Source organism: Paraburkholderia sp. BR13444 (assembly GCF_040948755.1).
Classification (GTDB): Bacteria; Pseudomonadota; Gammaproteobacteria; order Burkholderiales; family Burkholderiaceae; genus Paraburkholderia; species Paraburkholderia youngii.
Genome location: NZ_JBFPKM010000016.1, coordinates 18220 through 42747, shown reverse-complemented (window position 1 = coordinate 42747; position 24528 = coordinate 18220). Strand labels below are relative to the sequence as shown.

24 protein-coding genes are annotated in these 24528 nt (G+C 65.5%); 4 read left to right on the top strand and 20 right to left on the bottom strand.

Features of this window, described 5'->3' with window-relative positions; translation table 11 throughout:
* The first annotated feature begins 15 nt into the window (after positions 1-15).
* The 4 genes from flgM to AB3X95_RS31610 all read left to right on the top strand — a co-directional run bounded on the left by flgM (position 16) and on the right by AB3X95_RS31610 (position 1790).
* A complete protein-coding gene (gene flgM / locus AB3X95_RS31625) occupies positions 16-375 on the top strand; it encodes a flagellar biosynthesis anti-sigma factor FlgM (protein ID WP_176367756.1) in 360 nt (119 codons plus the stop codon).
* A gap of 94 nt (positions 376-469) precedes the next feature.
* Complete coding sequence (locus AB3X95_RS31620) at positions 470-916, top strand: flagella synthesis protein FlgN (RefSeq protein WP_176109983.1); 447 nt, start codon at positions 470-472, stop codon at positions 914-916.
* A gap of 284 nt (positions 917-1200) precedes the next feature.
* Positions 1201-1383 carry a type II toxin-antitoxin system HicA family toxin gene (locus AB3X95_RS31615; protein ID WP_368623358.1) on the top strand — a complete coding sequence of 61 codons (183 nt, stop codon included), beginning with the start codon at positions 1201-1203 and terminating at the stop codon, positions 1381-1383.
* On the top strand, positions 1380-1790 hold the full coding sequence (locus tag AB3X95_RS31610) for a type II toxin-antitoxin system HicB family antitoxin (RefSeq protein ID WP_176124476.1): 411 nt from the start codon (positions 1380-1382) through the stop codon (positions 1788-1790). The genes AB3X95_RS31615 and AB3X95_RS31610 overlap by 4 nt, the downstream gene beginning before the upstream one ends.
* 94 nt (positions 1791-1884) lie before the next feature.
* Here AB3X95_RS31610 and AB3X95_RS31605 read toward each other — a convergent pair whose 3' ends face one another.
* The 20 genes from AB3X95_RS31605 to flhD all read right to left on the bottom strand — a co-directional run bounded on the left by AB3X95_RS31605 (position 1885) and on the right by flhD (position 23992).
* A complete protein-coding gene (locus tag AB3X95_RS31605; RefSeq protein WP_013090888.1) occupies positions 1885-2619 on the bottom strand; it encodes an RNA polymerase sigma factor FliA in 735 nt (244 codons plus the stop codon).
* A 30-nt stretch (positions 2620-2649) separates the two neighbouring features.
* Complete coding sequence (locus AB3X95_RS31600; protein WP_176367758.1) at positions 2650-3519, bottom strand: AAA family ATPase; 870 nt, start codon at positions 3517-3519, stop codon at positions 2650-2652.
* A complete protein-coding gene (flhF, locus tag AB3X95_RS31595) occupies positions 3512-5470 on the bottom strand; it encodes a flagellar biosynthesis protein FlhF (RefSeq protein WP_368623357.1) in 1959 nt (652 codons plus the stop codon). The genes AB3X95_RS31600 and flhF overlap by 8 nt, the downstream gene beginning before the upstream one ends.
* A 249-nt stretch (positions 5471-5719) precedes the next feature.
* A complete protein-coding gene (flhA, locus tag AB3X95_RS31590; RefSeq protein ID WP_176367760.1) occupies positions 5720-7822 on the bottom strand; it encodes a flagellar biosynthesis protein FlhA in 2103 nt (700 codons plus the stop codon).
* Positions 7819-9054, bottom strand: coding sequence for a flagellar biosynthesis protein FlhB (gene flhB / locus AB3X95_RS31585; protein ID WP_176124472.1), 1236 nt, complete (start codon positions 9052-9054; stop codon positions 7819-7821). The genes flhA and flhB overlap by 4 nt, the downstream gene beginning before the upstream one ends.
* A gap of 175 nt (positions 9055-9229) precedes the next feature.
* Positions 9230-10546, bottom strand: a complete 1317-nt coding sequence (locus AB3X95_RS31580; RefSeq protein ID WP_368623356.1) for a DUF3443 domain-containing protein — start codon at positions 10544-10546, stop codon at positions 9230-9232.
* A gap of 14 nt (positions 10547-10560) precedes the next feature.
* A complete protein-coding gene (locus AB3X95_RS31575; protein ID WP_176124470.1) occupies positions 10561-11106 on the bottom strand; it encodes a DUF2844 domain-containing protein in 546 nt (181 codons plus the stop codon).
* Between the two features lie 337 nt (positions 11107-11443).
* Complete coding sequence (gene cheZ, locus AB3X95_RS31570; RefSeq protein WP_176109974.1) at positions 11444-12154, bottom strand: protein phosphatase CheZ; 711 nt, start codon at positions 12152-12154, stop codon at positions 11444-11446.
* A 1-nt stretch (position 12155) separates the two neighbouring features.
* Complete coding sequence (cheY, locus tag AB3X95_RS31565; protein WP_008923965.1) at positions 12156-12551, bottom strand: chemotaxis response regulator CheY; 396 nt, start codon at positions 12549-12551, stop codon at positions 12156-12158.
* 61 nt (positions 12552-12612) lie between these two features.
* Complete coding sequence (locus tag AB3X95_RS31560) at positions 12613-13701, bottom strand: chemotaxis response regulator protein-glutamate methylesterase (protein ID WP_176124469.1); 1089 nt, start codon at positions 13699-13701, stop codon at positions 12613-12615.
* Positions 13702-13706: 5 nt separating this feature from the next.
* Entirely contained in the window at positions 13707-14420 is a 714-nt protein-coding gene (gene cheD / locus AB3X95_RS31555; RefSeq protein ID WP_176367764.1) for a chemoreceptor glutamine deamidase CheD, read from the bottom strand.
* On the bottom strand, positions 14417-15379 hold the full coding sequence (locus tag AB3X95_RS31550; RefSeq protein ID WP_368623355.1) for a CheR family methyltransferase: 963 nt from the start codon (positions 15377-15379) through the stop codon (positions 14417-14419). The genes cheD and AB3X95_RS31550 overlap by 4 nt, the downstream gene beginning before the upstream one ends.
* 204 nt (positions 15380-15583) lie before the next feature.
* Positions 15584-17446, bottom strand: coding sequence for a methyl-accepting chemotaxis protein (locus AB3X95_RS31545; protein WP_368623354.1), 1863 nt, complete (start codon positions 17444-17446; stop codon positions 15584-15586).
* A 39-nt stretch (positions 17447-17485) separates the two neighbouring features.
* Complete coding sequence (locus AB3X95_RS31540) at positions 17486-18019, bottom strand: chemotaxis protein CheW (RefSeq protein WP_368623353.1); 534 nt, start codon at positions 18017-18019, stop codon at positions 17486-17488.
* A gap of 78 nt (positions 18020-18097) precedes the next feature.
* Positions 18098-20437 (bottom strand): chemotaxis protein CheA, encoded by a 2340-nt coding sequence (gene cheA, locus AB3X95_RS31535; RefSeq protein ID WP_368623352.1) that lies wholly within the window; start codon positions 20435-20437, stop codon positions 18098-18100.
* Between the two features lie 96 nt (positions 20438-20533).
* Complete coding sequence (locus AB3X95_RS31530; protein WP_176109968.1) at positions 20534-20911, bottom strand: response regulator; 378 nt, start codon at positions 20909-20911, stop codon at positions 20534-20536.
* Between the two features lie 83 nt (positions 20912-20994).
* The gene (motB, locus tag AB3X95_RS31525; protein WP_176124463.1) at positions 20995-22002 is read right to left on the bottom strand and encodes a flagellar motor protein MotB; all 1008 of its coding nucleotides are present in this window, start codon (positions 22000-22002) and stop codon (positions 20995-20997) included.
* A 22-nt stretch (positions 22003-22024) separates the two neighbouring features.
* A complete protein-coding gene (gene motA / locus AB3X95_RS31520; RefSeq protein WP_176109966.1) occupies positions 22025-22885 on the bottom strand; it encodes a flagellar motor stator protein MotA in 861 nt (286 codons plus the stop codon).
* Positions 22886-23021: 136 nt separating this feature from the next.
* Positions 23022-23672, bottom strand: a complete 651-nt coding sequence (gene flhC, locus AB3X95_RS31515; protein ID WP_176124462.1) for a flagellar transcriptional regulator FlhC — start codon at positions 23670-23672, stop codon at positions 23022-23024.
* Positions 23672-23992 carry a flagellar transcriptional regulator FlhD gene (flhD, locus tag AB3X95_RS31510; protein ID WP_176367768.1) on the bottom strand — a complete coding sequence of 107 codons (321 nt, stop codon included), beginning with the start codon at positions 23990-23992 and terminating at the stop codon, positions 23672-23674. The genes flhC and flhD overlap by 1 nt, the downstream gene beginning before the upstream one ends.
* Positions 23993-24528 lie beyond the last annotated feature (536 nt).

Genomic DNA, 24528 nt, shown 5'->3' with positions numbered 1-24528 from the left:
TAAGGGAAGCCAATCGTGAAAGTCGATCCCACCACCTCTTCGAATCTGCCGTCGTTGAAAGACGCTTTGTCCCGTTCGCAGCAGAGCGGCGAAGCCACGCCGGCAACCAGCGCCACGCAGGGCGCGACGGGCACGGCCGCGCCGGCCGCGGGCAGCGCGTCGGGCGACACGAGCGTCAGCCTGTCGGGTCTGTCGCAGCATTTGCGCAGCCTCGCGGCCTCCGGCTCGGCCGACATCGACACCGCGCACGTCGAGTCGATCAAGCAGGCGATCAAGGACGGCACGCTGCAGATCGACTCCGGCAAGATCGCCGACGGCGTACTGCAGACGGCGCGCGATCTGTTGCGGAACAAAACCTCGTCGACCGGCCACTGATCGGCATTGCGCCGCGCGGTGACCTGCCGGGCGGCGTTCGACCAACGCGGTTCGCGCGTCGTTCGCGAGCCGGTGTGCGTAGCGAGTTGTTGACATGAAAGACGCCCTGGTTGCTACCCTGATCGAAGAATATTCGACCGTCGAGGCATTCGCCTCGATCCTCACTCTCGAAACCAAAGCACTGACGGCGGTCTCGCCAATGGAGCAGTTGCCAGCGATCGTCGAGAAGAAAACCGAACTCATCGGCGTGCTCGCGAGGCTCGAAGCCGCGCGTGACGCACATCTGACCGAACTCGGCTTTCCGACCGGCTGGTCCGGCATGGAGCTCGCGGCGAGCACCGACGCGCGCGTCGCGACGCAATGGAAGCTGCTGCAGAAAGCCGCGGATCGCGCTCGGCGCGTCAACACCAACAACGGCGAGCTGATCCGCGTGCGGATGGACTACAACCAGCGCGCGCTAAAAGCGCTGCAAGTCAACGTGCCGCGCAAGACGAATCTGTATGGGCCGGACGGACGAATTCCGGCTTATTCGGGACTTTGATCGGCCGGCCTGTCAGGCCCGCAATCGAGCAATATCCGAAATGAAAGAAAGGGCCCGTCGACGACGGGCCCTTTCATTTTTCGCCACCGCCTTTTCATCCACGTCCCTCCGCATTCCACGCCGCGTTAGCCGTTCGGCTAGCTGGCGCTAATCCACCTCATCACGTTGAAATGATGACTTCGTTCGAGGTTTCTCCGACGCCGCGGCTTCGACGGAGCCGCGCTTCGACAGGCGAAATCTTGCGGTTGTTTGTGTAGGTGTGTGTATAATGGAGGGTATGATGTATGAACAGTGCCGCGGTCGTCAAATTGATTCAAGCAAATGGCTGGCAGCTCGTCCGCATAGCGGGCAGTCACCATCATTTCAGGCACGCGGGAAAACGGGGGCTCGTCACAGTCCCCCATCCGAAAAAAGATTTGCCGGCCGGCACCCTGAACAGCATTCTGAAACAGGCGGGGCTCAAATGAAGCATCTGATCTTTCCGATCGCCATCGAACCCGGAGACAACACGCACGCGTTCGGCGTCGTGGTGCCCGATATCCCGGGCTGCTACTCCGCGGGCGACACGCTCGAAGAAGCGTATGCGAACGCGAAGGAGGCAATCGAATCGCATCTCGAAACTTTGCTCGACGAAGGGTTGCCGCTGCCCGAGCCGCTCACGCTCGGCGAGCATCGGCGCAATCCCGAGTTCGAGGGGTTCACTTGGGGTTTCGTGACAACGCGCAATATTCCGGCGTTGAAGAAGGCGGTTCGCATCAATATCTCGCTGCCTGAGGTGCTGGTGCAGGAGATCGACGCGTACGCACAGGCGCGCGGCATGTCGCGCTCGGCGTTTCTTGCGCTCGCCGCCGAGCATGAGATGGCGGACGATTGAGCAACGGCGGGCGGCACCGGCGTGCATCGGCATCGCCGCACTGCCGCATGTGAACGGCAGCGCCTGAAGATCGGCAGCCTGCCCCGCAGTGGCGTCAGTTCGTTTCGGCGTTCGCCCAGGCCATTTCGCGCAGCCGGGCGCGCAGGCGTGCCACCGCCTGGCTGTGCAACTGGCATACGCGCGATTCGCTGACTTCCATCACCGCGCCGATCTCGCGCAGATTCATGCCGCGCTCGTAGTAGAGCGACATCAGCAGCTTCTCACGCTCCGGCAAGCGGTCGATCGCTTCGATGAGCGCCGAGCGCAAGCTGTCGTCGAGCAGCGCCGACAGCGGATCGGAATGATCGACGCAGTAGCGGTCCAGAAAAGGTTCGTCGTCGGCGGAGCGGTCGAAGTCTTCGTAGTAGATCAGTTGGCTGCCGTGCAGGTCCTGCAGCATCGACTGATATTCGTCGAGCGGCATCTGCAGGTGCTCGGCGACCTCCGCCTCGCTCGCCGAGCGGCCGAGGTTCTGCTCCACCTTGTGCACCGCGGTTTCCACTTCGCGCGAGGTGCGGCGCAGGCTGCGCGGCAGCCAGTCGTTGCTGCGCAGCTCGTCGAGCATCGCGCCGCGAATCCGCTGGCTGGCATAGGTCTCGAACTGCGCGCCCTGGTCTTCCTTGTAGCGGCCGGCGGCGTCCAGCAAGCCGATCATGCCGGCCTGGATCAGGTCGTCGAGATCGACGCTCGCCGGCATTTTTGCGACGAGCTGCAAGCCGAGTCGACGCACGAGCGGTGCGTACTTCGTCAGAACGTCGGCCTGAGAAATCTTTCCCTGAGCGTTGTACATCGTGCTCCCCTTATCCTTCGTGCACGCCTTTTAAGCGTGATGCGCGGACGGTTGGTCGGCGTGGTGCGCCGCTGTAACTGTCGCAGGCGCCCGCCAGGGCGTTTGCGACGACATCGCTGGCCGCATCGGCCAGTACTGCAATTCGGCGGCGAGATGGCGGAAGTCGCGCGCGGCCGGTGTCGACGGAAACGCGTCGACCACACAGCGCGACAGCTCCAGCGCCCGCGCCATGCGCACGTCGGCCGCGATGCAGCCGGCGCACTCCAACGCGACGGTCAGATAACGGCCGGCCACGCCGGCGAGCTTCGCGAACGCGGCTTGCGCGTCGTTGGCGCTTTGCACGTGATTCGCGAGCACGCGCAACTGCGCGATCGCGTGCGCGTAGTGCAACCGCTTGATGCACGCATACGCGTCGGTGATCGCCTCGCCCGACATGCGCGCGACGATCATCACGTCGTGCGCCTGCTTCGCGAGCGGCGACAGATGCCCTTCGACGTCGAGCTGCGCGTCGATCAGCACGATGTCGGCCGAGCCGCCGAGCAGCACGCTGAGTTCGGCTTCCGTGTGCCCCTCGCGGTTGTTGCGCGACGCGGCCAGCACCGAAAAACCGAGCGCGTGACGCGCGGCGGCGAAGTCGACCGGGGTGTCGCCGCGCATCACCGCCGCGAAGTTGCCGGCGCCGCGCAAGCCGCCAAGCATCGCGCTCACCGAGTTCTCACCGACGCATTCGTCGATCACCAGCACGTCCTTGCCCTGCTGCGCGAGCGCCGCGGCGAGGTTGACCGCTGCGGTCGTATTGCCGACGCCCGACGACGCACCCGCCAACGCGATCACGCGCGCACCGCCGCGCGCGAGCAGCCGCCGTAACCCTTCGGCTTGATCTGAACCGAACTTATCCAAAGCGAACCTCGTGCAGCTCGGCCGTCGAACGTGCGGAAAGCGAGGACAGCAAAGCGGGGATGTCGTCGTCGTGCGGCACGAACGGCGAGTTGTCGCGCGGAATGCAGAAGGTGCTCTTGATCAGGAATTTCTTCGTCGCGACGTACAGGTTCTCCGGCACCTTCTGTCCGGTCGATACGTAATGCACCGGCAGCTTGTAGCGGATCACCGTATCCAGCACGCCGCCGAGGTTGGTCGCTTCGTCGAGCTTGGTCAGGATGCAGCCGGCGAGCGGCTGCTGGTCCGGCGCGCGCTGATAGGCCTGCACGACTTCGTTCAACGTGTCGCCGTGGCTCGTCGCGTTGAGCAGCAACAGACGCTGCACCGGCTGGCCGGCGCGGCTCAGCATCGCGATCTGCTCGGACACGAGGCGGTCGCGCTGGCTCATGCCGATCGTGTCGATCAGCACGATGTGCTTGTTGCGCAATTCCGAGAGCGCGAGTTGCAGATCGGCGCTGTCCTTCACCGCGTGCACCGAAACACCGAGAATCTTGCCGAAGATGCGCAGCTGTTCATGACCGCCGATGCGGTAGCTGTCGGTCGTCAGCAGCGCCACCTTGCTCGCGCCGAAGCGCATCACGCAGCGCGCGGCGAGCTTCGCGGTGGTCGTCGTCTTGCCGACGCCGGTCGGCCCCATCAGCGCGAACACGCCGCCGCGCTCCATCAGCGCGTCTTCGTTCTCCATCACTGGGAGGTTCGATTCGAGCACCGAGCGCACCCAGTCCATGCCGCCGTCCATCGTGTCGACGGCTTCGGGCATGTTGTCGACCAGCATCTGCACGAGCTGCGCGGAAAAGCCCGCGGCGAACAGATGCTTGGTGAGCGCGGCGCGTGCCGGACTGCGGCGCTGTCGATCGCCCCACAGCAGACCCGCGAATTGCTCTTCCATCATGTCGCGGATCGACGACAGCTCGTTCATGACGGTGTCCTTGACGACCTGCTCCATGCGCGCCTTGATCGCTTCGGCGACGGCGGCCGGCGTGCGGCCCTCGTCGCTGGAGGACGCCGTCGCGATCTTCTGCGCGCTGCGGCGCGCGGCGACTTCGGCGGCTTCGCGCGCCCAGTCGGGCGTGTCGATCACCGGCCGCGCGTCGACCGCGTTGCCGAGGCCTTTGGCGGTCGCGACGGCGGGCGTCATGGCGGCGGGACGCGCGCTGTATTGGCCGTCTTGTTGTTGCTGCTGCTCGGCCGCGATGCGGCGCGCGTGATCGATGAGCCACGGATTCGATTCGGCCATCGTGCGCGGCGCGGCGGCCTCGCTCGATGCGACGGCCGGCGGTACCGGCACGCCGGCGGCTTTCAGCAGATCCGCGCGGATGTATTTCGACAGGCGCGTGGATGCGGCGCGGGCGCTCGCGCCGGAAGGCGCGGCGGCAGCGGGCTGGCTTGCGACGGGCGCGGCGCCTGTCGCGATGGCCGCGGACGCGCCGCTCGCAGCCGGCATCGCCGGGCCAACTGGCGAACTGCCGGGCAACGAGGCCGGCGCTGCTTCAGTCGCGGACAGCATGTCGGCCGCCTGGCCGACCGCAAAATTGAGCGCCGAATTGAGCGCCGTCTTGTTCGCCGAGCCGCCCATCGAATCCGCGGCCGCATTCGCCGGTTCGATCGCCGGCATCGCTTCGGCACCCGCTTCCGGGCTCGCGCCGAACACCGACGAAAACACGTCCGGCATGGCGCTCGCATATGGATTCATCGGCGCTGTGGACAAGCCGCGCGGCCCCGCCGTCGATGCCGCGCCTTCACGCGCTTTCGGCGTGATGGCGGCGAGATCGCTATCCGCGAGCGCGACGATTTCGACGCTGCCGTCGTCCATCGTGCGATTCGACAGCACGACCGCATCGGGGCCAAGTGCTTCGCGAACGAGACGCAACGCATCGCGACTGGTAGCACCGACAAATTTACGAATGTTCAAGCTGGACCCCCGATGAGGTATACGGACTGAAGGACCGGCAATACACCGCTTCCCATTGCGATCAATTATTGCGAAACGCGTCGGGCCACGATCGATGGATAAAGACCGTTAAAGGCGGGCAATTCGCGCGATGGACACACGGCAGACACATCGTTCGACGAGCGCTGAAAGGCGCTTGCAAACGAAAACCGGCGCCCCACTGGAGCGCCGGTTTTCGTCGTATCGACAGTGACGAGCGAGCGGCCTGCGTCAGCCCTGTGCGCCGATCAGGTTCACCACCTTGACGTTGCGCGTATCGGGCACTTCCGCATACGACAGCACCTTCAGCTGCGGCAGGCTGCGGCGCAGGAAGCGCGCGAGCATCGGCCGCAGCGCGTGCTGCACGAGCAGCACCGGAGCGAGGCCGAGATTCTGCTGACGCATCATCGCCTTCTGCGTTTCGGTGAGCAGCGTGTTCGCGAGACCCGGTTCGAGACCCGGGTTCGGTCCGGTCGAGAGCGCCTGCGACAGCACCCGTTCGAGGTTCGCGTCGAGGCCCATCACCTGCATGTCGGCGGTGCCGGGGAACCACTGCTGCGTGATCGCGCGACCCAGCGCGAGCCGCACCGCGGCGGTCAGGTCGTGCGGGTCGGTGATCTTGGTCGCGTGCTCGGCGAGCGCTTCGAGGATCGTGCGCATGTCGCGGATCGGCACGCCTTCTTCGAGCAGGTTCTGCAGCACCTTTTGCAGCGTGGTGAGCGGCAGCATCTTCGGCACCAGATCGTCGACCAGCGACGCCGTGTCCTTCTGCATCCGCTCGACCAGCGACTGCACCTCGCGGCGGCCGAGCAGCTCCGACGCGTGCGTGACGACGAGGTGATTCAGGTGCGTCGCGACCACCGTGCTCGAATCGACGACCGTGTAGCCGTATACCTGCGCCTGCTCGCGCAGATTCGTATCGATCCAGATCGCGGGCAGGCCGAACGCCGGGTCCTGGGTCGGCGTGCCCGGCAGCGCGGCCGATACCTGGCCCGGGTTGATCGCGAGCCACTGGCCCGGGTACGCCTCGCCCGAACCGACCTCGACGCCCTTCAACGCGATCCGATAACCGTTTGGCCGCAATTCGAGGTTGTCGCGGATATGAATGACCGGCGGCAAGAAGCCGATTTCCTGCGCGAACTTCTTGCGGATGCTCTTGATTCGCTTGAGCAGCTCGCCGTCCGAGTTCTTGTCGACGAGCGGAATCAGCCGGTAGCCGACTTCGAGGCCGAGCGTGTCGATCATCGTCACGTCGTCCCAGCTCGCCTCGGCGTTTTCGACAGGCGCGAGCGCGGCCGGCGCGACGTCGACGAGCGCCGGCGCGTTCTTGCGCTCCTCGTTGCGCTTCTTCATCGTGCGGCCGAGCTGGATCAGGCCGCCGCCCAGAATCAGGAAAGCGAAGTGCGGCATGCCCGGGATCAGGCCCATCAGCACGAGAATGCAACCCGTGATCATCAGCACGCGCGGGTTCGTGAAGAGCTGCCCGGTCAGCTGCGTGCCGATGTCCTCGTTGGTCGCGACGCGCGACACGATCACGCCGGCCGCCGTCGAAATCACCAGCGACGGAATCTGCGCGACGAGGCCGTCGCCGATCGTCAGCAGGGTGTAGTTCTTGCCCGCCGCGGCAAAGCTCATGTCGTGCTGGATCATCCCGACGATCAGCCCGCCGATGATGTTGATCACCATGATCAGCAGACCGGCGATCGCATCGCCGCGCACGAACTTGCTCGCACCGTCCATCGAGCCGTAGAACTCGGCTTCCTGCGAGATTTCCGTGCGGCGCTTGCGCGCCTGCTCTTCGTTGATGAGGCCAGCGTTCAGATCGGCGTCGATCGCCATCTGCTTGCCGGGCATCGCGTCGAGCGTGAAGCGCGCGGACACTTCGGCGATCCGCCCCGCGCCCTTCGTGATCACCATGAAGTTGATCACCATCAGGATCACGAACACGACGATACCGACCGCGAAGTTGCCGCCCACGAGGAAGTGGCCGAACGACTCGATCACCTGGCCGGCCGCATCGGGACCGGTATGGCCTTCGAGCAGCACGATCCGCGTCGAGGCGACGTTCAGCGACAGCCGCAGCAGCGTCGAGAACAGCAGCACGCTCGGGAACGCCGCGAAGTCGAGCGGCTTCATCGTGTACATGCTGACGAGCAGCACCATCACCGACAGCGCGATGTTGAACGTGAACAGCAGATCGAGCAGGAACGGCGGCAACGGCAGAATCATCATGCCGAGGATCATGCAGATCAGCACCGGCCCGGCGAGGGCGCGCAGGTTGGTGCTGCTCAGCGCATCCGGCCGTCGGGCGAGGAAACCGGCGCGAGCGTTCATGCGGAGGCTCCGTTGTTGTCGCCGCTAGTGGCGTCGTTGGCGTTGTCGGCGGTCGGGTTCAGCGTGTCGGCGGCTTCTTCGGCGGCGTCCTCGTCCGACACGGCGCCCTTGTCGAGCTCCGGCGGCACGTCGAGTTCGGTCGGCGCGAGCGGCACGTCGCCGCCTTCGGCCTTGAAGCGGCGCAGCTGATAGACCCACGCGAGCACTTCGGCGACCGCGCCATAGAGCGGCCCCGGAATCTCGCGATTCAGATCGACGTTGTGATACAGCGCCCGCGCGAGCGGCGGCGCTTCGAGCAGCGGCACGTTGTTTTCGGTGGCGATCTCGCGAATCCGCGCGGCCACGAGGTTCACGCCCTTGGCGACCACCTTCGGCGCGCGCATCTCGCCGTCCGTGTATTGCAGCGCGACCGCGAAGTGCGTCGGGTTCGTCACGACCACGTCGGCCTTCGGCACTTGCGCCATCATGCGGCGCCGCGCGATCGCGCGCTGCTGCTGGCGAATCTTGCCCTTGATGTGCGGATCGCCTTCGCTCTCGCGATGCTCACGCTTCACTTCTTCCTTCGTCATGCGCAGCTTCTTGTGGAACGACCACAGCTGATACGGCACGTCGAGCGCGGCCACCGCGAACATGCCGGCCACCGTCATGCCGCAGCACACCGCGATCAGATGCATGGAGTTGGCGAGCGCGACTTCGAGCGGCTGCGTCGCGAGCGCGAGGAATTCCTCGTGGCGATTCCAGATCGCCGTGCCGCCGATCAGGCCCACCACCAGCGTCTTCGCGAGCGACATGCCGAGCTGGATCGGTCCGTTGATCGAAAACATGCGGCCGAAGCCCTCGATCGGGTTCAGCCGGTTGAACTTGGGCTCGAGCCCCTTCGCCGACAGCTGCCAGCCGCCCAGCGCCATCGGTGCGAGCAGCGCGGCCAGTCCGGTGACGCCGAGTACCGGCACGAGCGCGTACAGCCCTTCGCGACCCGCAGTGCCCGCGCCGATCAGCATGCGGTTGGTGTCGAACACGCTCGCGTGGTTGAACATCAGCGACGCCCGCACCATGTTCTGCAAATGCTCGCCGATGTTGCCGGACATGCCCCATACACCGTAGAACCCGGCCGCGAGCAGCGCGAAGGTCGACAGCTCCCGAGAACGCACGATCTGCCCCTCCTCGCGCGCCTTCTGCAGGCGCCGAGGGGTGGCTGATTCGGTTTTTTCGAGGTCGCTGTCCTCTGCCACAAAGCTCTCCAGTCGGCCGAGGCACGGCGCCTCTTTCCAGTGAGAGCGATTATTCCTGCTCGACGCAAGCGCCGATCGGCGGATAAAGAAGGAGAAACCGGGGTATTTCGACAGATGACCGGACGGCTCGCGCGTGTTTCACGCGCGCCGTCCGGCATCGGATAGACGTGCGGCTTCAGTAGCCGACGAACGGGGAGGGACCGCCGCTCGCGGTCTGATCGAGGTGGTAGTACACGTGGCGGCCGTAGAAGAACGGCAGACCGAGGTCGAAGCTGGCGTTGCCGCTGATCTGACCGGCGAGGTTGTTGAACGCGAAGTTGCTGCCGTTCGCGAACAGCGTCTGCGCACTCAGAATGCCGATGCTAGCGACCGCCGATACCTTGTTCAATCCCACCAGCGTGACCGTGCGGGTTTGCGCCGACGACGGGCAATAGAAGCCCGGGAACTGGCTGCCGCACAGCGTGATCGAGCCATCGGTGAAGAAATAGCCGTTCGAGCCGGAATCGAGGAACGCCTGGACCGTCGCGCCGTTGAAGCTGCTGTTGTCGAGATCGCCGAATGGGCCGGTCGTGAAGACCTGCGCGGCCGCAAGCGGGTTGTTCCCCTGCGTGCCGATGCCGAACACCAGCGTGCCGGTCGCCGACGCCTGCCCGAAGTTCGACACGGGCGCCATCTGTACGATCACGCCGTTGTTGTCGAGCGGGAAGTTCGCGACCGGGTTGGCCACCTGTTGGTTGAGCGGCACCGCGGTGCGCGTGCACGACGTGCCGTTCGGGCAGGCGAAGTAGTTGCTGTAGATCGCCGCGGTCGCCGGGTTCGCACAGGTCCCGCCGCAATCGGTCAGCGCGGTGCCGACGCCGAGAATGCCGTTGGCGCCCAGGTCGCTGACCGTGTTTTGGGGCGAACCGCTGCCGCAGCCGCTCGTGGGTACCGTGCTCGTGGGCTTGTCGCCGATGATCTGCAGCGGGATGGCGCCGGTCGTCGTTTCACCGCCGATCGTCACGAGCGCGGTGCGCACCGAGCCCCACGTGAAGCCGTCCGCGAACGTCGCGCACTCGGCGAGCTGCGGGCCGCCGCTGCCGAGTGTGCTGTTTGGCAGCGCGCCCAGCAGCGTCGAATTGAGCACCGAGCTGACCACGCGCAAGCCGAACGAGCCGGTGTCGAGCTGGATGTTGTTGATGGTCTGGCAGTTGGTGGTCGAGCCCGGCGCGCAGATCGTCACGCTGACGGTCGGAATGTTGATGACGCCGGCCACGCCCCGGCCGACCGTGATCGGCACCGTGTTCGACGCGTTCGCGGCAATCGGCTGCTGGGTCGGGCTGGGCGGCAGCGAACCGCCGTTCAGTCCGTTCGACGTGCCGCCGCCATTGTTGGAACTGGAGTTGTCATCACCGCCGCCTCCACCGCAGGCGACGAGCGTCGCCGCCAGCAGCACGGCAAGCATGGCCTGCATCCAGCCTTTCAGATTCGCGGTCGTGAGCATGATTCGCATCGTCGTCCTCGCCGTTACTGGATGTCGGAACCGCTGACGCCGGCGGGCAGCGCTGACGGCAGCCACGCGACGCCGCTGAACGCGCCCATGTGGCCGCCCGAATGCACCACGATGTTGCCGTCGTTCACGGCGACCGGCCCCCGCGCGTTGCCGCGCGCGGCTCGCGCGGCCTTCACGCCGGCCACGTACTGCGGGAAATAACTGCCGAGCAGATCATTGAGATCGGGCATTTGCGGACCACGCCACGCAATGCCGAATACCGCGCCGCTCGTGCTCAGATATTCGCGCACCACGGTGCCGTTGCCGAACGTGGTCTCGCGTACCGTGTAGGAGGCGGGTGTGGAAGAGGTGGAAGATGCCCCGCTCGCTTGAGAACGCATCACACTTTGCGATGATCCGCTGGCGGGCTGCACCACGCGGGACGACACCGACGCGTCGGACGGGGGGGTAAGCGGCGCGCTGCCCAGCGCCGCATGGGCTGATTGCGCGGCCATCAGGGCCAGTAACGAACATGGCAACACGAGCGCCGTGACTCCGGCGCGACCAATACGACTCCACATGAGAAGCTCCTTCCGGGCCGCGGCACGCTTCGCCGGTTACACGAAGCGGCCGCTTATAGGCAGATGATACGGCGCCACCGCGGCCGCAATGCCGAGGGATCTCCTCGCCACGCGACTGCCCGGCGTTGCGCGGGCCGGGTGCCGTACCGCTTTGACCTCGTAGTATGCCTGCGGATTCTTACAGCCGGCGCAAGGTGCGCCCGCACGTGCGACTTACCGACTACTACTAGCAGGAAATCGTAAGGAAGAAGGGGAGTCGGTGCCGATTGACCGCGTGTTTGGCGTAAATCGCGGAGAAAGCACCAGCCCGGCGCGCTTGCCGGGCCGAATCGTTTGCTCAGAAACCGAGGCTCGCGAGCAGATCGTCGACCTGCGATTGATCCTGGACCACATCCGTCTTGCCTTCCGGATTGATCTGCGGACCGTTGAGCAGATGCTCGGGGCTGCCCGTCGACGACACCTCGGCCTTCAGAGCCGCCGCGTGCGCCGCGAACTGCTCGCGCCTCTCGAGCGCGATGTTCTCGACCAGCACGCCGAGCAGCTGCTGCTCGATCAGATAGACGACCTCGGTGATCTTCTTGATCACCTGGCCGGTGAGATCCTGGAAGTCCTGCGCGAGCATGATCTCCATCAGCTGCGAGTTGGTCGCGCTGGTCGAGTCGGGCACGCCGCGCAGGAAGGTGCGCGTGTCGTTCATCAGCGCGCGCACTTCCTCGCGTTCGATCGGCGCCGCGTACCACTGCTCCCAGCGCGCGTCGAGCGTGCATGCGTCTTTCTGCAACTGCTCCTGGATCGGCTTCGCGATGTCGATCGCCGACAGCACGCGCTCGGCGGCCTGCTCGGTCATGTTGGCGATGTACTTCAGCCGGTCGCGCGCGTCGGGCACGGCTTCGGCCGCGCGCTCGACGTGCTTGTCGAGCCCGAGTTCGCGCATCGAATCGCGCAACGTGCGCGTCAGTTGACCGATGCGCGCAAGGATGCGGTCCGACGCGAAGTCGCCGCTATCGCTGCCCGCTTCGGCGCCAGGCGTTTGGGTCGGCGGCGTCACGTCAGCTCCCGGCTTTCGCCATCTTCTCGAGGATCTTGTTGAGCTTCTCGTCGAGCGTCGCGGCCGTGAACGGCTTGACGACGTAACCGCTCGCACCGGCCTGCGCCGCCGCGATGATGTTTTCCTTCTTCGACTCGGCCGTCACCATCAGCACCGGCAGATGCGCGAGGCTCGCGTCGGCGCGAATTTCCTTCAGCATCGCGAGGCCGTCGAGGTTCGGCATGTTCCAGTCCGAGATCACGAACTCGTAGCTGCCGCTGCGCAGACGCGCGAGACCGGCCTGGCCGTCTTCCGCTTCGTCGACGTTCGAGTAGCCCAGTTCCTTCAGCAGGTTGCGGACGATCCGGCGCATCGTCGGAAAATCGTCAACCACCAGAATCTTCATTCCCTTGTCCATTTCTTTCCCTTTGCTTGATCCATGTTGCGGCGTTGAACCGCGTCATTCCATCCGGCACGCATCATACCCGCTGAACGCGGTCACCCATCGACGACAAACGCGCCATCACGCGCCGGCTCATGTCCGGCAGCGAGGCGATTTCGTCGGCCGCACCGAGAGCGATCGCCTCGCGCGGCATGCCGAACACGATGCAGCTCGCCTCGTCCTGCGCCAGCGTGTAGGCACCGGCTTTTCTCATCTCCAGCAGACCGGCCGCGCCGTCGCGCCCCATGCCGGTCAGAATCACGCCGACCGCGTTCTTGCCCGCATGCTGCGCGGCCGAGCGGAACAGCACATCGACCGACGGACGATGCCGGTTCACCGGCGGGTCGTCGGACAGATGCGCAATATAGTTCGCACCGCTCCTCGCGAGCAACAGATGCGCGTGGCCCGGCGCGATGTATGCGTGCCCCGGCAGCACCCGCTCGCCGTGCTCTGCTTCTTTAACGGTAATCCGGCACAAACCATTGAGGCGTTGCGCGAAAGATTTCGTAAAGCCCGGCGGCATGTGCTGCGCGATCAGCACCGCGGGCGCATCGGGCGGCAGCGGCACCAGCACTTCGCGAATCGCCTCGGTGCCACCCGTCGACGCACCGACGATCACCAGCTTCTCGGTACTGAGCAGCGGGTTGTTGAAGAGCGGCGCCGAGCCGACCGGCGCATGCGCCGCCTGGGTGGCCGCCTGCTGCGCGGGCGCGGCCTGGCGCACGCGCGCGCGGGCCGCCGCGCGAACCTTGTCGGCGAGCTTTTCCGCATAGTCGAGCATGCCGTCGCGAATACCGACCTTCGGCTTGGTCACGAAATCGACCGCGCCGAGTTCGAGCGCGCGCAGCGTGATTTCGTTGCCGCGCTCGGTCAGCGACGACACCATCACGACCGGCATCGGCCTCAGACGCATCAGCTTCTCGAGAAAATCGAGGCCGTCCATGCGCGGCATTTCGACGTCGAGCGTCAACACGTCCGGGTTGTGCTGCTTGATGAGCTCGCGCGCGACGAGCGGATCGGGCGCCGTCGCCACCACCGTCATGTCCGGCTGGCCATTGATGATCTCGGTCATCAGGCTGCGGATCAGCGCCGAATCGTCGACGCACAATACCTTGATCTTTTGCACAGCGCTCACGCCTCCTCTGTGGTTCTGGCGTTGTTGGAATAAGTCGGGCGCGGGCTCGCGCCGAACAGTTCGATTTTCGGCCGCGCGGCGGCCGGCTTCGCGAACAGCTCGACCCGGCTGCGCGCCGCGGCGAGCCGCTCGGCGCGCGCTTCGGCGCTCTGCCGCACGAGCGCCTGTTCGCGCTCGGCGACGCCCGCTTCCTGTTGCAAGCGCAATTTCTTCACCATCACCTGACCGGTGCGCGGCATGAACGCGACCTTGCGCGGATGCGAGCCCTGCAGGTCCTCGGCGACGATGCGGATCTTTTCGGTGGCCAGATAGCGGCGCACGAACTCCGAATTGCGATCGCCGATGTTCATCGTCGTCATGCCCGCGAGCACCGCGCCGCCGCCGAATACCTTGGCCTCGAAGCGTTCGCGCCGGCCGCCCGCCTTGATCAGTTCGTTGATCAGCACTTCCATCGCGTAGGCGCCGTAGCGCATCGAGTCCGACGCGGCCTGCGCGAGATCGGCGCCGTCGTCGGGCAGCATGAAGTGATTCATGCCGCCGATGCCCGCGGTGCGGTCCTGGATGCAGGCCGCGACGCACGAGCCGAGCACGGTCACGAGCACCATGTCTTCGCTCGTCGTGTAGAACTCGTTGGGCAACAGCTTCACGCCGGGGCGCTGGAAGTGGTTGTCGTAGTACAAGTTGGTAGCGATCGGCAGCGTGCTGCTCATGCGGCCACCCCGCTCGCCTGATGCGCGTCATGCGCGTTCGCGCGCGACGGCGCGCGCGCGCCGCTAGCGTCGCGCGTCAGTTCATAGACGGTCTGGCCGCGCAGCCGGAACGCCTGCGTCACGTACGTGAAGTTTTCCGAATGGCCGGCGAACAGCAGGCCGCCCGGCTTCACCAGCGGCTCGAAGCGCGCCAGCACCTGCGCCTGCGTCGGCTTGTCGAAATAGATCATCACGTTGCGGCAGAAGATCGCGTCGAACTGCGTGCGCAACTGGTAATCGCGATCGGTCAGATTCAGTTGCTCGAAGCGCACCAGCGCGCGCACCTCGGGACGCACCTTGACCATCCCCGCGTGCGCGCCCGTGCCCTTCAGGAAGAAGCGCTTCAGGCGCTCGGGCGACAGGTGCTTGACCTGATCGAACTGGTAGACGCCGGCCTCGGCCTTCGCGAGCACCTGGGTGTCGATGTCGGTCGCAAGCACCGATGCCTGGCGCGCGCCGCTGTCGCCGAGCGCTTCGATCAGCGTCATCGCGATCGAGTACGGCTCCTCGCCGGTCGATGCCGCCGAGCACCACATGGACACCGGTTGCGAACGGCGCGGCACGAACTCGGCGAGGATCGGAAAGTGATGGGCTTCGCGGAAGAACGCGGTCAGGTTGGTGGTCAGCGCATTGGTGAACGCTTCCCACTCGGCCGGATCGTTTTCCGCTTCGAGCAGATCGAGATACTGGCGGAACGTATCGATGCCGCGCGCCCGCAAGCGTCGCGCGAGGCGGCTATACGCCATGTCGCGCTTGTGGTCCGACAGCGAGATGCCTGCCACGCGATGAATCAGATCGCGGATGCGGGCGAAATCCGCCGCCGTGAATTCGAAATCGCGTCCCGTCTCGACGGACCTGGCCGGCTCCATGCCGTCAGGTGCCGCCCGCACGGGGCGTTGTGTTGCGCGCGTTGCCATCATCAAAATTCCTGTCTGCGATATGAGCCATCACGCTCGCCGCCCAGCCGCACTGGCTGGGGGATAGGAATTGTTTTCGCGGGGTCGCGCCCTCCCGCGAGTACCATCGACATACGGCCGGCTCGCGACACGCGTGCTGCGCGTGCTTCGATGCTTCGCCCATCCGCGGGCGCGATGCCGGTTGACCACATATCACTCTGCCGTTGCCTAAAACGTTTCCCAGTCCGCGTCCGAGCTTGCCTTCGCCGTGCTCGCCGGAGCGGCGCGCGCGGGCGTGTCGGTCGTCGCGCGAGACGCTGCTGCGGTCGGCCTGGACTTCAAGGCCGGTTCGACGCGTGCGGCTGCATCGTGCTGGCTCTGGGCCGCCGGGGCCGCAGCAGTTGCCTTCGCTTCGCTGCTCGCGCCGGCCGGGTGCACCGGAGTCGCCGCGCTCGCTGCTTGCGGTGCCGCCTTGGCGAACTGCGCGGAGGCTTGCGAACGCGGCGTCGCCGGTGCGCTCTGACGCGCCGGTGTGCCGCCGGCCACCTTCCAGCCACTCAGCACCGCTTGCAACTGCCGCGTCTGATCTTCGAGCGACGCCGCCGCGGCGGCCGCCTGTTCGACCAGCGCCGCGTTCTGCTGCGTGACCGAATCCATTTGCACGACCGCGCGATTGACCTGCTCGATGCCGCTCGACTGCTCTTCCGACGCCGCGCTGATCTCGCCCATGATGTCGGTCACGCGACGCACCGCCTGGACGATTTCATCCATCGTCGTGCCGGCGCGGCCGACCAGTTCGGAGCCGCTCTTCACCTTGTCGGCCGAATCGCCGATCAGCTCCTTGATCTCTTTCGCGGCGCTCGCGCTGCGCTGCGCGAGGCTGCGCACTTCGCCCGCGACCACCGCGAAGCCGCGGCCCTGTTCGCCGGCCCGCGCGGCTTCGACAGCCGCGTTCAGCGCGAGGATGTTGGTCTGGAACGCGATGCCCTCGATTACGCCGATGATGTCGACGACCTTGTTCGAACTGGTCGCGATCTCCTGCATCGTCGTGACGACCTGGCTCACCACCTCGCCGCCGCGCGTCGCGATGTCCGACGCGTTGACGGCGAGCTGGCTCGCCTGGCGCGCGTTCTCGGTGTTCTGCCGCACGGTGCCGGTCAGCTGATCCATGCTCGACGCGGTTTCCTGCAGCGACGCCGCTTGCTGCTCGGTGCGCTGCGACAAATCGGTGTTGCCCATCGCGATTTCGCGCGCGCCGGTGTCGATCGATTCGGTGCCGCTGCGCACCGCACGCAGCATCGTCGCGAGGCTTTCCTGCATCCGCTTGATGCCCGCGAACAGGCGGCCGATTTCGTTGTTGCTGAATGCCTCGACCGGGGTGGACAGGTCGCCCGCGGCGATCCGCTCGAAGCACGCGGTCGCGTCTTTCAGCGGCTGCACGATGAGCCCGCGCAGCGCGAAGCTGATGCCGACCACCACCAGCAGCGCGAACGCCGTGATCACGCTGATCAGCGTGACCATCAGCGATGTGTTCGACTGCGCGCTCGCCTCCTGATCGGCCACGCTCTGCTGCAGCGCCTGGATCACCGCGGCGGCGGCGGCGTCGTAGGCGATGAACATCGGGCTGATCCTGGTGTCCGCGATCGCGTGATATGCGTCGAGATTGTTCGCGTTCAACGCGGCGAATTCGACGTCGACACCGTCGTGCATCACCGTCGTATGTTTGGCAAGCACATCGTCGAGCAAGGGTTGCTCCACGCCGTGCTTCGGCGCGTCGAGATACGCCTGCCAGCTCTGATTGCCCTTGCCGAGCAGCTCCTGCGCGCGATCGAGTGCCTTCTTCGCCTCGTCCGCCTTGCCGGCGGCCGTCAGCGTGTTGAAGCGTTCGATCGCGATGCGCGCGCGCAGCAGATACGCCGACGCGTCGTCGAGCGCATGAATCGCGACCAGTTCGCCGCGCGCGATGCGTTCGAGCGAGCCGCTCGCGCGATTCAGCGCGGTCAGCCCGAGCGCGCCGACCGCCACGGTCAGCGTCACCAGAAGAATCCCCACCATCGTCAACGACGTGCGGATCGACCACCTGCTCAGCATGTTGATGCTCCTTGTACCGGGTTCCGTTACTGCGTGCCGTCAGACGCCGAGCGTCTCGGTCAGCGCCATCTCGGAGCTGGTCATCAGCTTCTCGATGTCCATCAGGATCAGCATGCGGCCGTCGACCGTGCCGAGGCCGGTCAGGTATTCGGTCGTCAGCGTCGCGCCGAATTCCGGCGCCGGCATGATCTGGTCGACCGCCAGCGTCAGCACGTCCGAGACGCCGTCCACGACCATCCCGACCACGCGATGCGCGACGTTCAGGATGATCACGACAGTCTGATGGTCGTACTCGACGCGGCCCAGATGGAATTTGATCCGCATGTCGACGATCGGCACGATGATGCCGCGCAGGTTGATCACGCCCTTGATGAACTCGGGCGCATTGGCGATGCGCGTCACGTTGTCGTAGCCGCGGATTTCCTGCACCTTCAGGATGTCGATGCCGTACTCTTCCGCGCCCAGCGTGAAGACGAGGAATTCCTGACCGCCGGCGTCCGCCTGCGCATCGCGGCGGCCATTCGTACCGCTCGCATTTGCGACGCTCGAATTGATGGATTGGACTTCTGCCACGTTAGCCCCCAAACGGTTGGGATAAATTGAGTTGAAGTTGTGTTGCGATGTCTGTCATTGAGGCGTTTGCTGCATGCGTCACGCGAGGCTCATCGCCTGCGCATGCCCATGCGCATGACGCGTTTCGCGGTTCAGCGCCGCGACGTCCACGATCAGCGCGACGCTGCCGTCGCCCAGAATGGTCGCCGCGGAAATGCCGTGCACCTTGCGGTAATTCGTTTCCAGATTCTTCACGACCACCTGCTGCTGGCCGACGAGTTCGTCGATCAGCATCGCGAAGCGCCGTCCCTCGGTCTGCATGATCGTGACGATGCCCTGGGTCGGCTCCTGCTTCGCCTCCGACACGTTGAACACTTCATGCAACGCGACGAGCGGCAGGTATTCGCCGCGCACGCGCACCACGCGCTCGCCGTTGGCGACCGTGTAGATGTCTTCGGCTTGCGGCTGCAGCGACTCCATCACGAAGTTCAGCGGCAGGATGAAGATCTCGTTGCCGACCTTCACCGACATGCCGTCGAGAATCGCCAGCGTGAGCGGCAACACGATCCGCGTGGTGCTGCCCTTGCCCGCGTGCGACGTGATCTCGACGTGACCGCCCATCGACTGGATGTTGCGCTTCACCACGTCCATGCCGACGCCGCGGCCGGACACGTCGGTGACCTGCTCGGCGGTCGAGAAGCCCGGCAGGAAGATCAGGTTCCAGACTTCCTCGTCGGTCATCGTTTCGCTGACCTGCATGCCCTGCTTGATCGCCTTCGCGAGAATCTTGTCGCGGCGCAGGCCCGCGCCGTCGTCGCTGACCTCGATGACGATGTTGCCGCCGTGGTGCGCCGCCGACAGCACCAGCTGACCGGTCGAATCCTTGCCCGCCGCGCGCCTTGCCTCGACGGTTTCGATGCCGTGGTCGAGACTGTTGCGCACGAGGTGCGTCAACGGATCGATGATCCGTTCGATGAGGCTCTTGTCGAGTTCGGTCGCCTGACCGAAGGTGACGAGTTCGACCTCCTTGCCGAGTTTTGCCGCGAGATCGCGCACCAGACGCGGGAAGCGGCTGAATACGTAATCCATCGGCATCATGCGGATCGACATCACCGCTTCCTGCAGATCGCGCGCGTTGCGCTCGAGCTGCGCCATGCCGTTGAAGAGCCGGTCGTGCAGCGCCGGATCGAACGTGCTGGTGGTCTCCGCGAGCATCGCCTGCGTGATCACCAGCTCGCCGACCAGGTTGATCAGCTGATCGACCTTCTCGACGCCGACGCGAATCGAGCTGCCTTCGCCGGCCGCCGCCGCGGCGGCCGGGCGGGTCGCCTTGCGGTCGTGTTCGGCGGACCCGGCCGACGCCGGTTTGGCTGCCGCCGGAGCCGCCGCGGGTGGTGCTGGCGGCGGCTCGATGCTGTCGGCGTGACTGGCCGCGCTTGCGGGCGCAGCGGCGGGAGCCGGCGGAGCCGACGATGCCGCCTGCTCCGCATGAACCACCGGCTGCGCCTGCGCTTGCGCCGCGGGAGCGGCGGGGGCGACAGGCGCGCTTTGCGCCGGTGTCGGAACGGCGGCAGCGGCGGGCGTTCCAGGTTTGCCCTGCTGCGCGTCGTCCGCCGGCGCGGTGCCACGGCCGATCGTGATCTGACTTTCGTCGATCACGAAGCAGCACACGGCGATGATGTCGTCGGAGGGTACGTCGCTCGAGAGCCACAGCATCAGATCGCCGCCGCTCTTGACCTGCCCGACGATATTGCCCAGGTTGCCCAGCTCTTCGGCGAGCAGTTCCTGGTCTTTCTCTCCCACGCCCCGTAGCGTAATTTTCAGATGTGGGCCGGCGCTGTCGTCCATGCCCGCGGCCTGCCCGGTCTGTGCCGGTTCGCCGTCCATCCATTCGCCCGCCATTTGCACCGCCTGTTCGACGACGTGCTCGGGCGGGGTGCCGCCTTGCTGCTGTACCGCGGTTGTTGCTGTTGTTGTTTGGGTTGCCGGCGGCTGCGCCGCGGCCGGCGCGGTCTGGACGGCTGCCGCTGCCGGCGCTCCGCCCATGCGGCTTTCCGCGTGCAGCTGCTCGAGCTTCGCGCAGATCGCGCGCGCCACCTCGGCGTCGGGCTCGGCGCTCGCGCGGTAGTCGGCGAGCTGGCCGGACAGCACGTCCTTGGTCTCGAGGAACGTGTCGATCATGTCCTTGCGCAGCACCAGCTCGTTGTTGCGCGCGCGATCGAGCAGCGACTCGAGAATGTGCGTGGTCTCGGTGAGCGCGGTGAAGCCGAACGTCGCCGCGCCGCCCTTGATCGAATGCGCGGCGCGAAAGATCGCCGCGAGGTCTTCGGGGTCCGGGCGGGCCACGTCGAGATTGAGCAGCAATTGCTCCATCTGCGCGAGCAGTTCGTCCGCTTCGTCGAAGAACGTCTGATAGAACTGTGTGATGTCGAGTGTCATGCCTGGTTCACCGCGAGAGTGCCTGTCTGGCGTGAGTTGCCGGAGAGGAGCGTCGAGAGCTATCTGTACTGTGTCTAAAGGTATTGATTGCGCGGATCAATCCGGGTCCGGTTCGGCCAGCGCCGCCACCAGCTCGGTCAGCATGTCCGGGTCGAGCGGCTTTTCGATCCAGCCGGTCGCGCCCGCTGCGCGCGCCGCCTCTTTGAAGGGTTCGCCCGATTCCGTCGTGAGGACGAGGATGGGCGTCGCCTGATAGGCTGGATTTCCGCGCAGCGCGGTGATCAGATCGAGACCGGTCTTGCCGGGCATGTGCTGGTCGGTCAACACGAGATCGAACGCCATCGCGAGCGCGTTTTCGAGCCCTTCGTTGCCGTCCGCCGCGAGCGTGACCTCATAGCCGGCGCCCGTCAGCGTCGCGGCGAGGATCTGCCGCATCGATGCCGAATCGTCGACTGCCAGGATGTGCCTGATCATGAAAACCTCGCTGCGCTAAACACTGGGCCGCCTGCCGGGGTGCGCCGCTCGGGCGCGGGTCCCGGCCCGGCGGCCGCGGTCTGTTACTTTGCCGGCGCCGCCGCCGGCAACTTCGGTGCAACCGTCACCGGCTGCGCAAGTTTTTGCAGCAGCGGCTTCGAGCCGGCTGCGTCGTCCGACAGCGTGGTCGTCGTCGAATCGTCGTGATCGAGCGCCGCCTCGGACTTCTTGTTCAACACGATGATGCTGATGCGACGGTTCTCCGGATCGAGCGGGTCCGCCTTGTTCAGGTTCTGCGTCGACGCGAGACCGAGCACGCGCATCACCTTCGCTTCGTCCATGCCACCCGCGACCAGCTCGCGCCGCGACGCGTTCGCGCGGTCGGCCGACAGCTCCCAGTTGCTATAGCCCTTCTCGCCGCCCGCGTACGGCACGGCGTCGGTGTGGCCCTGGACGATGATGCGGTTCGGCACGTCGTTCAGCGTGTGGCCGATCTCGCGCAGGATGTCGCGCATGTACGGTTCGACGACGTCGCGCGCGGTCGCGAACATCGGCCGCTTCTGCGAGTCGACGATCTCGATGCGCAGGCCTGTCAGGGTCGAGTCGATACGGATCTGCTGCTTGAACTGGCGCAGCACCGGGTTCGCCTCGATCGCGGCCATCAGCTTGACCTGCAGATCGTGCAGGCGCACCTGCTCGCGGCGTTCGAGCTCGCCCTGCAGCTGCTTCACCGCTTCCTCGTTGTTGCGCGACGCGGTGCGCTCGGCCCGGTTGCTGCTGCCGTCGGTCGAGCGGGTCACGCCCTGCGCGTCGGTCGAGATGTCACGCCCGCCGCCCTTCAGGATGCTCGAGTCTTCGGCGCTGCGGTCGCCGCCCCACAGCGTGATCTTCAGCGGCTGGTTGAAGTACTCGGCGATGCCCTTCAGCTGCACGGTGGAGGCCGAGCTCAGCAGCCACATCAGCAGGAAGAAGGCCATCATGGCGGTCATGAAGTCCGCGTAGGCGAGCTTCCATGCGCCACCGTGATGACCATGCTTCTTCGGCGCCGAGCGCTTGACAACGATTGCGCGGTCTTTGTCCTTGCTGCTCATCGATTCGGTTCCCGTCGCCGCCTTATTTCGCCTTGACGCGGCGCACGTGCTCTTCGAGCTCGGCGAACGACGGGCGCTCGGTCGAGAACAGCACCTTGCGGCCGAACTCGACCGCGATCGCCGGCGCATAGCCGTTCAGGCTCGCGAGGATCGTCACCTTGATGCACTGGAACATCTTGGTGGACTCGGTCACGCGCTGTTCGGCGACGCTCGCGAGCGGTCCGATCAGCCCGTACGAAAGCAGAATGCCGAGGAAGGTGCCGACCAGCGCCTGCGCGATCATCTCGCCCAGCACCGCGGGCGGCCTGTCGGCCGAAGCCATCGTGTGCACGACGCCCATCACCGCGGCGACGATACCGAACGCGGGCATCGCGTCGCCGACCTTGCTCAGCGCCTGGGCGGGCGCCTCGCCTTCCTGGTGGTGCGTCTCGATCTCTTCGTCCATCAGGCTTTCGATCTCGAACGCATTCATGTTGCCGCCGACCATCAGCCGCAGGTAGTCGGTCAGGAACTCGATGATGTGCTTGTCGGCGAGGATCTTCGGGTACTGCGTGAAGATCGGGCTCTTCGACGGATCGTCGATGTCGGCCTCGAGCGTCAGCGTGCCTTCCTTGCGCGCTTTCGCGAGCAGCACGTACAGGAGCCCCATCAGCTCCATGTAGACGTCCTTGTTGTACTTCGCGCCCTTGAACAGGGTCGGAATGACGCGCAGTGTCGCCCGGATCGTCTTCATCCCGTTACCGAGAATGAACGCGCCAAGTCCGGCGCCGGCGATCATCAGCACCTCAACGGGTTGCAGCAGCGCGCCGAGATGGCCCCCTTCCAGCGCGTAACCGCCGAAGACGGACAACAGCGTCACGAGTGTTCCCACGAATATCAGCACTGCCGAGCCCTCACAAAAATGCGACGGTCACCGTCGTTAGTCAGGTTTACGGCACCGAGGCGGAAAACTTTGGGGAAAAAGACGGCGCTCGCGTCCGGTGTAAACCAGAGGCTTGCGCTGCCTCAACGTGTGCCGCTCAAACTTCGGCGGTGACGAGGATGTCGGGCGTGGGAGCGGTGCAGCGGACCTCGTGAGCCCGCGTGTCGGCCACTTGCGGCACCTCGGCCGGGATTCCGGCGACGGCGGTCTGCTGCTCGGTCTGAGTTTGCGCCGCCTTCTTCGTCTTGCCCGCGCGCGACGGCGGCTGGCACAGCCCGCAAACGAACGCGTGCTGCGGATCGTGCGCGTGCGCGACGAAATGGCCACCGCAGCGGCGACAGGCGCTCAGCTGCAGCATGCCCGAGTCGAAGAAGCGCACCAGCGTCCACGCGCGCGTGAGACTGAGCACCGGCTCGTCGTCGTGCAACTGCACGTGTTCCAGATATAGCCGGTAGCTCTTCACGATCGATTCGATCGCGCGGCAGCCGCCGTAGCCGGCCATGAAACGGTAGATGTTGTAGAACAGCGATGAATGAAAGTTCGGCTGCCAGGTCATGAACCAGTCGGTCGAAAACGGCAGCATGCCCTTGGGCGGCGACACCCCTTTCAATTCCTTGTACAGCTTGATGAGCCGGTCGCGCGACAGGCTGGTTTCCGCCTCCAGCAATTGCAGACGCGCGCCCAGTTCGATCAGCTCGATCGCGAGGGTGATTTCCCGGGCTTCGAGTACGACGCTCTTGCTGGCCATCAGCCGAGCTGCTCGAGCGGCTGGCTCGCCATCAGGATCGCCGAATGAGCCTGCGCGATCGCGCTCGACTTGTCCTTGTCCGCGAGGGCAGACAGCACCGCGTGATCGTCGAAGCGGAAGCGGCATAGCATCTGGTTGGACGCCGCGAGCTTGACGGTCTGCGCCAACGACAGATTGGCGAGCACGTCGGCCAGCTGGTCCGAAATACCCATGCGGAACATGCCCATCGGCTTGTCTTCGCGCAGCAGACGCTGGGCGAGCAGCAGATAGGACAGATTGACTTCCCTGATCTCACTGAGCATGTGGCTAGTCGTGCTCATGATTCCCCCGTTCGTATGCCCGGCTGGTCAGGCCGATTTTTTTGCGGAAACGTTTGCTCGAATGCGCGCGCTGAACCCGCGCGATTCGGCTCGTCTCTGGTCTTGCAAGCATTGTCTCGAAAGGGGGCACACCCGAAAATCGGAGAGACACCCCACCTGGATGACGGATTAATCCGTCATTTGTGTAGGAATTATTCCTACAACGCAGGGTGCGTCGAAGACCAGATTGGGACGAATTGAGGCGCTGGGCGGGGCTGATGATGCGCGCTGGGAATTTTTACGGTTGCGGCGTGTACCGGTTGGTGAGTTTTCAGAACTTCACCGCCGCACCGTAAAACGGTGAGAAAGAATTATAAGACGTTTTCACCCGCCTGCCATCAGGCTCGGTCAGCCGCTTTCCCCTTCATCGGACCCCTGGGTCCGCCGCTTGCTACGGTCCAGTTCGCCTGTTTGCCCGTTCGATTGAGCCGGCGCACTTGCGTTTGCCGATGATGGGGAGCGGTTGCGATTAGACCGTGGGCCTAAGCTGTAACGGT

Coding starts and splice junctions, on each gene's coding strand:
- AB3X95_RS31620 (WP_176109983.1), top strand. CDS start 470: ATGAAAGACGCCCTGGTTGCTACCCTGATCGAAGAATATTCGACCGTC.
- AB3X95_RS31615 (WP_368623358.1), top strand. CDS start 1,201: ATGAACAGTGCCGCGGTCGTCAAATTGATTCAAGCAAATGGCTGGCAG.
- AB3X95_RS31610 (WP_176124476.1), top strand. CDS start 1,380: ATGAAGCATCTGATCTTTCCGATCGCCATCGAACCCGGAGACAACACG.
- AB3X95_RS31605 (WP_013090888.1), bottom strand. CDS start 2,619: ATGTACAACGCTCAGGGAAAGATTTCTCAGGCCGACGTTCTGACGAAG.
- flhA (WP_176367760.1), bottom strand. CDS start 7,822: ATGAACGCTCGCGCCGGTTTCCTCGCCCGACGGCCGGATGCGCTGAGC.
- AB3X95_RS31580 (WP_368623356.1), bottom strand. CDS start 10,546: ATGCGAATCATGCTCACGACCGCGAATCTGAAAGGCTGGATGCAGGCC.
- AB3X95_RS31575 (WP_176124470.1), bottom strand. CDS start 11,106: ATGTGGAGTCGTATTGGTCGCGCCGGAGTCACGGCGCTCGTGTTGCCA.
- cheY (WP_008923965.1), bottom strand. CDS start 12,551: ATGGACAAGGGAATGAAGATTCTGGTGGTTGACGATTTTCCGACGATG.
- cheD (WP_176367764.1), bottom strand. CDS start 14,420: ATGAGCAGCACGCTGCCGATCGCTACCAACTTGTACTACGACAACCAC.
- AB3X95_RS31550 (WP_368623355.1), bottom strand. CDS start 15,379: ATGATGGCAACGCGCGCAACACAACGCCCCGTGCGGGCGGCACCTGAC.
- AB3X95_RS31545 (WP_368623354.1), bottom strand. CDS start 17,446: ATGCTGAGCAGGTGGTCGATCCGCACGTCGTTGACGATGGTGGGGATT.
- cheA (WP_368623352.1), bottom strand. CDS start 20,437: ATGACACTCGACATCACACAGTTCTATCAGACGTTCTTCGACGAAGCG.
- AB3X95_RS31530 (WP_176109968.1), bottom strand. CDS start 20,911: ATGATCAGGCACATCCTGGCAGTCGACGATTCGGCATCGATGCGGCAG.
- motB (WP_176124463.1), bottom strand. CDS start 22,002: ATGAGCAGCAAGGACAAAGACCGCGCAATCGTTGTCAAGCGCTCGGCG.
- flhC (WP_176124462.1), bottom strand. CDS start 23,672: ATGGCCAGCAAGAGCGTCGTACTCGAAGCCCGGGAAATCACCCTCGCG.
- flhD (WP_176367768.1), bottom strand. CDS start 23,992: ATGAGCACGACTAGCCACATGCTCAGTGAGATCAGGGAAGTCAATCTG.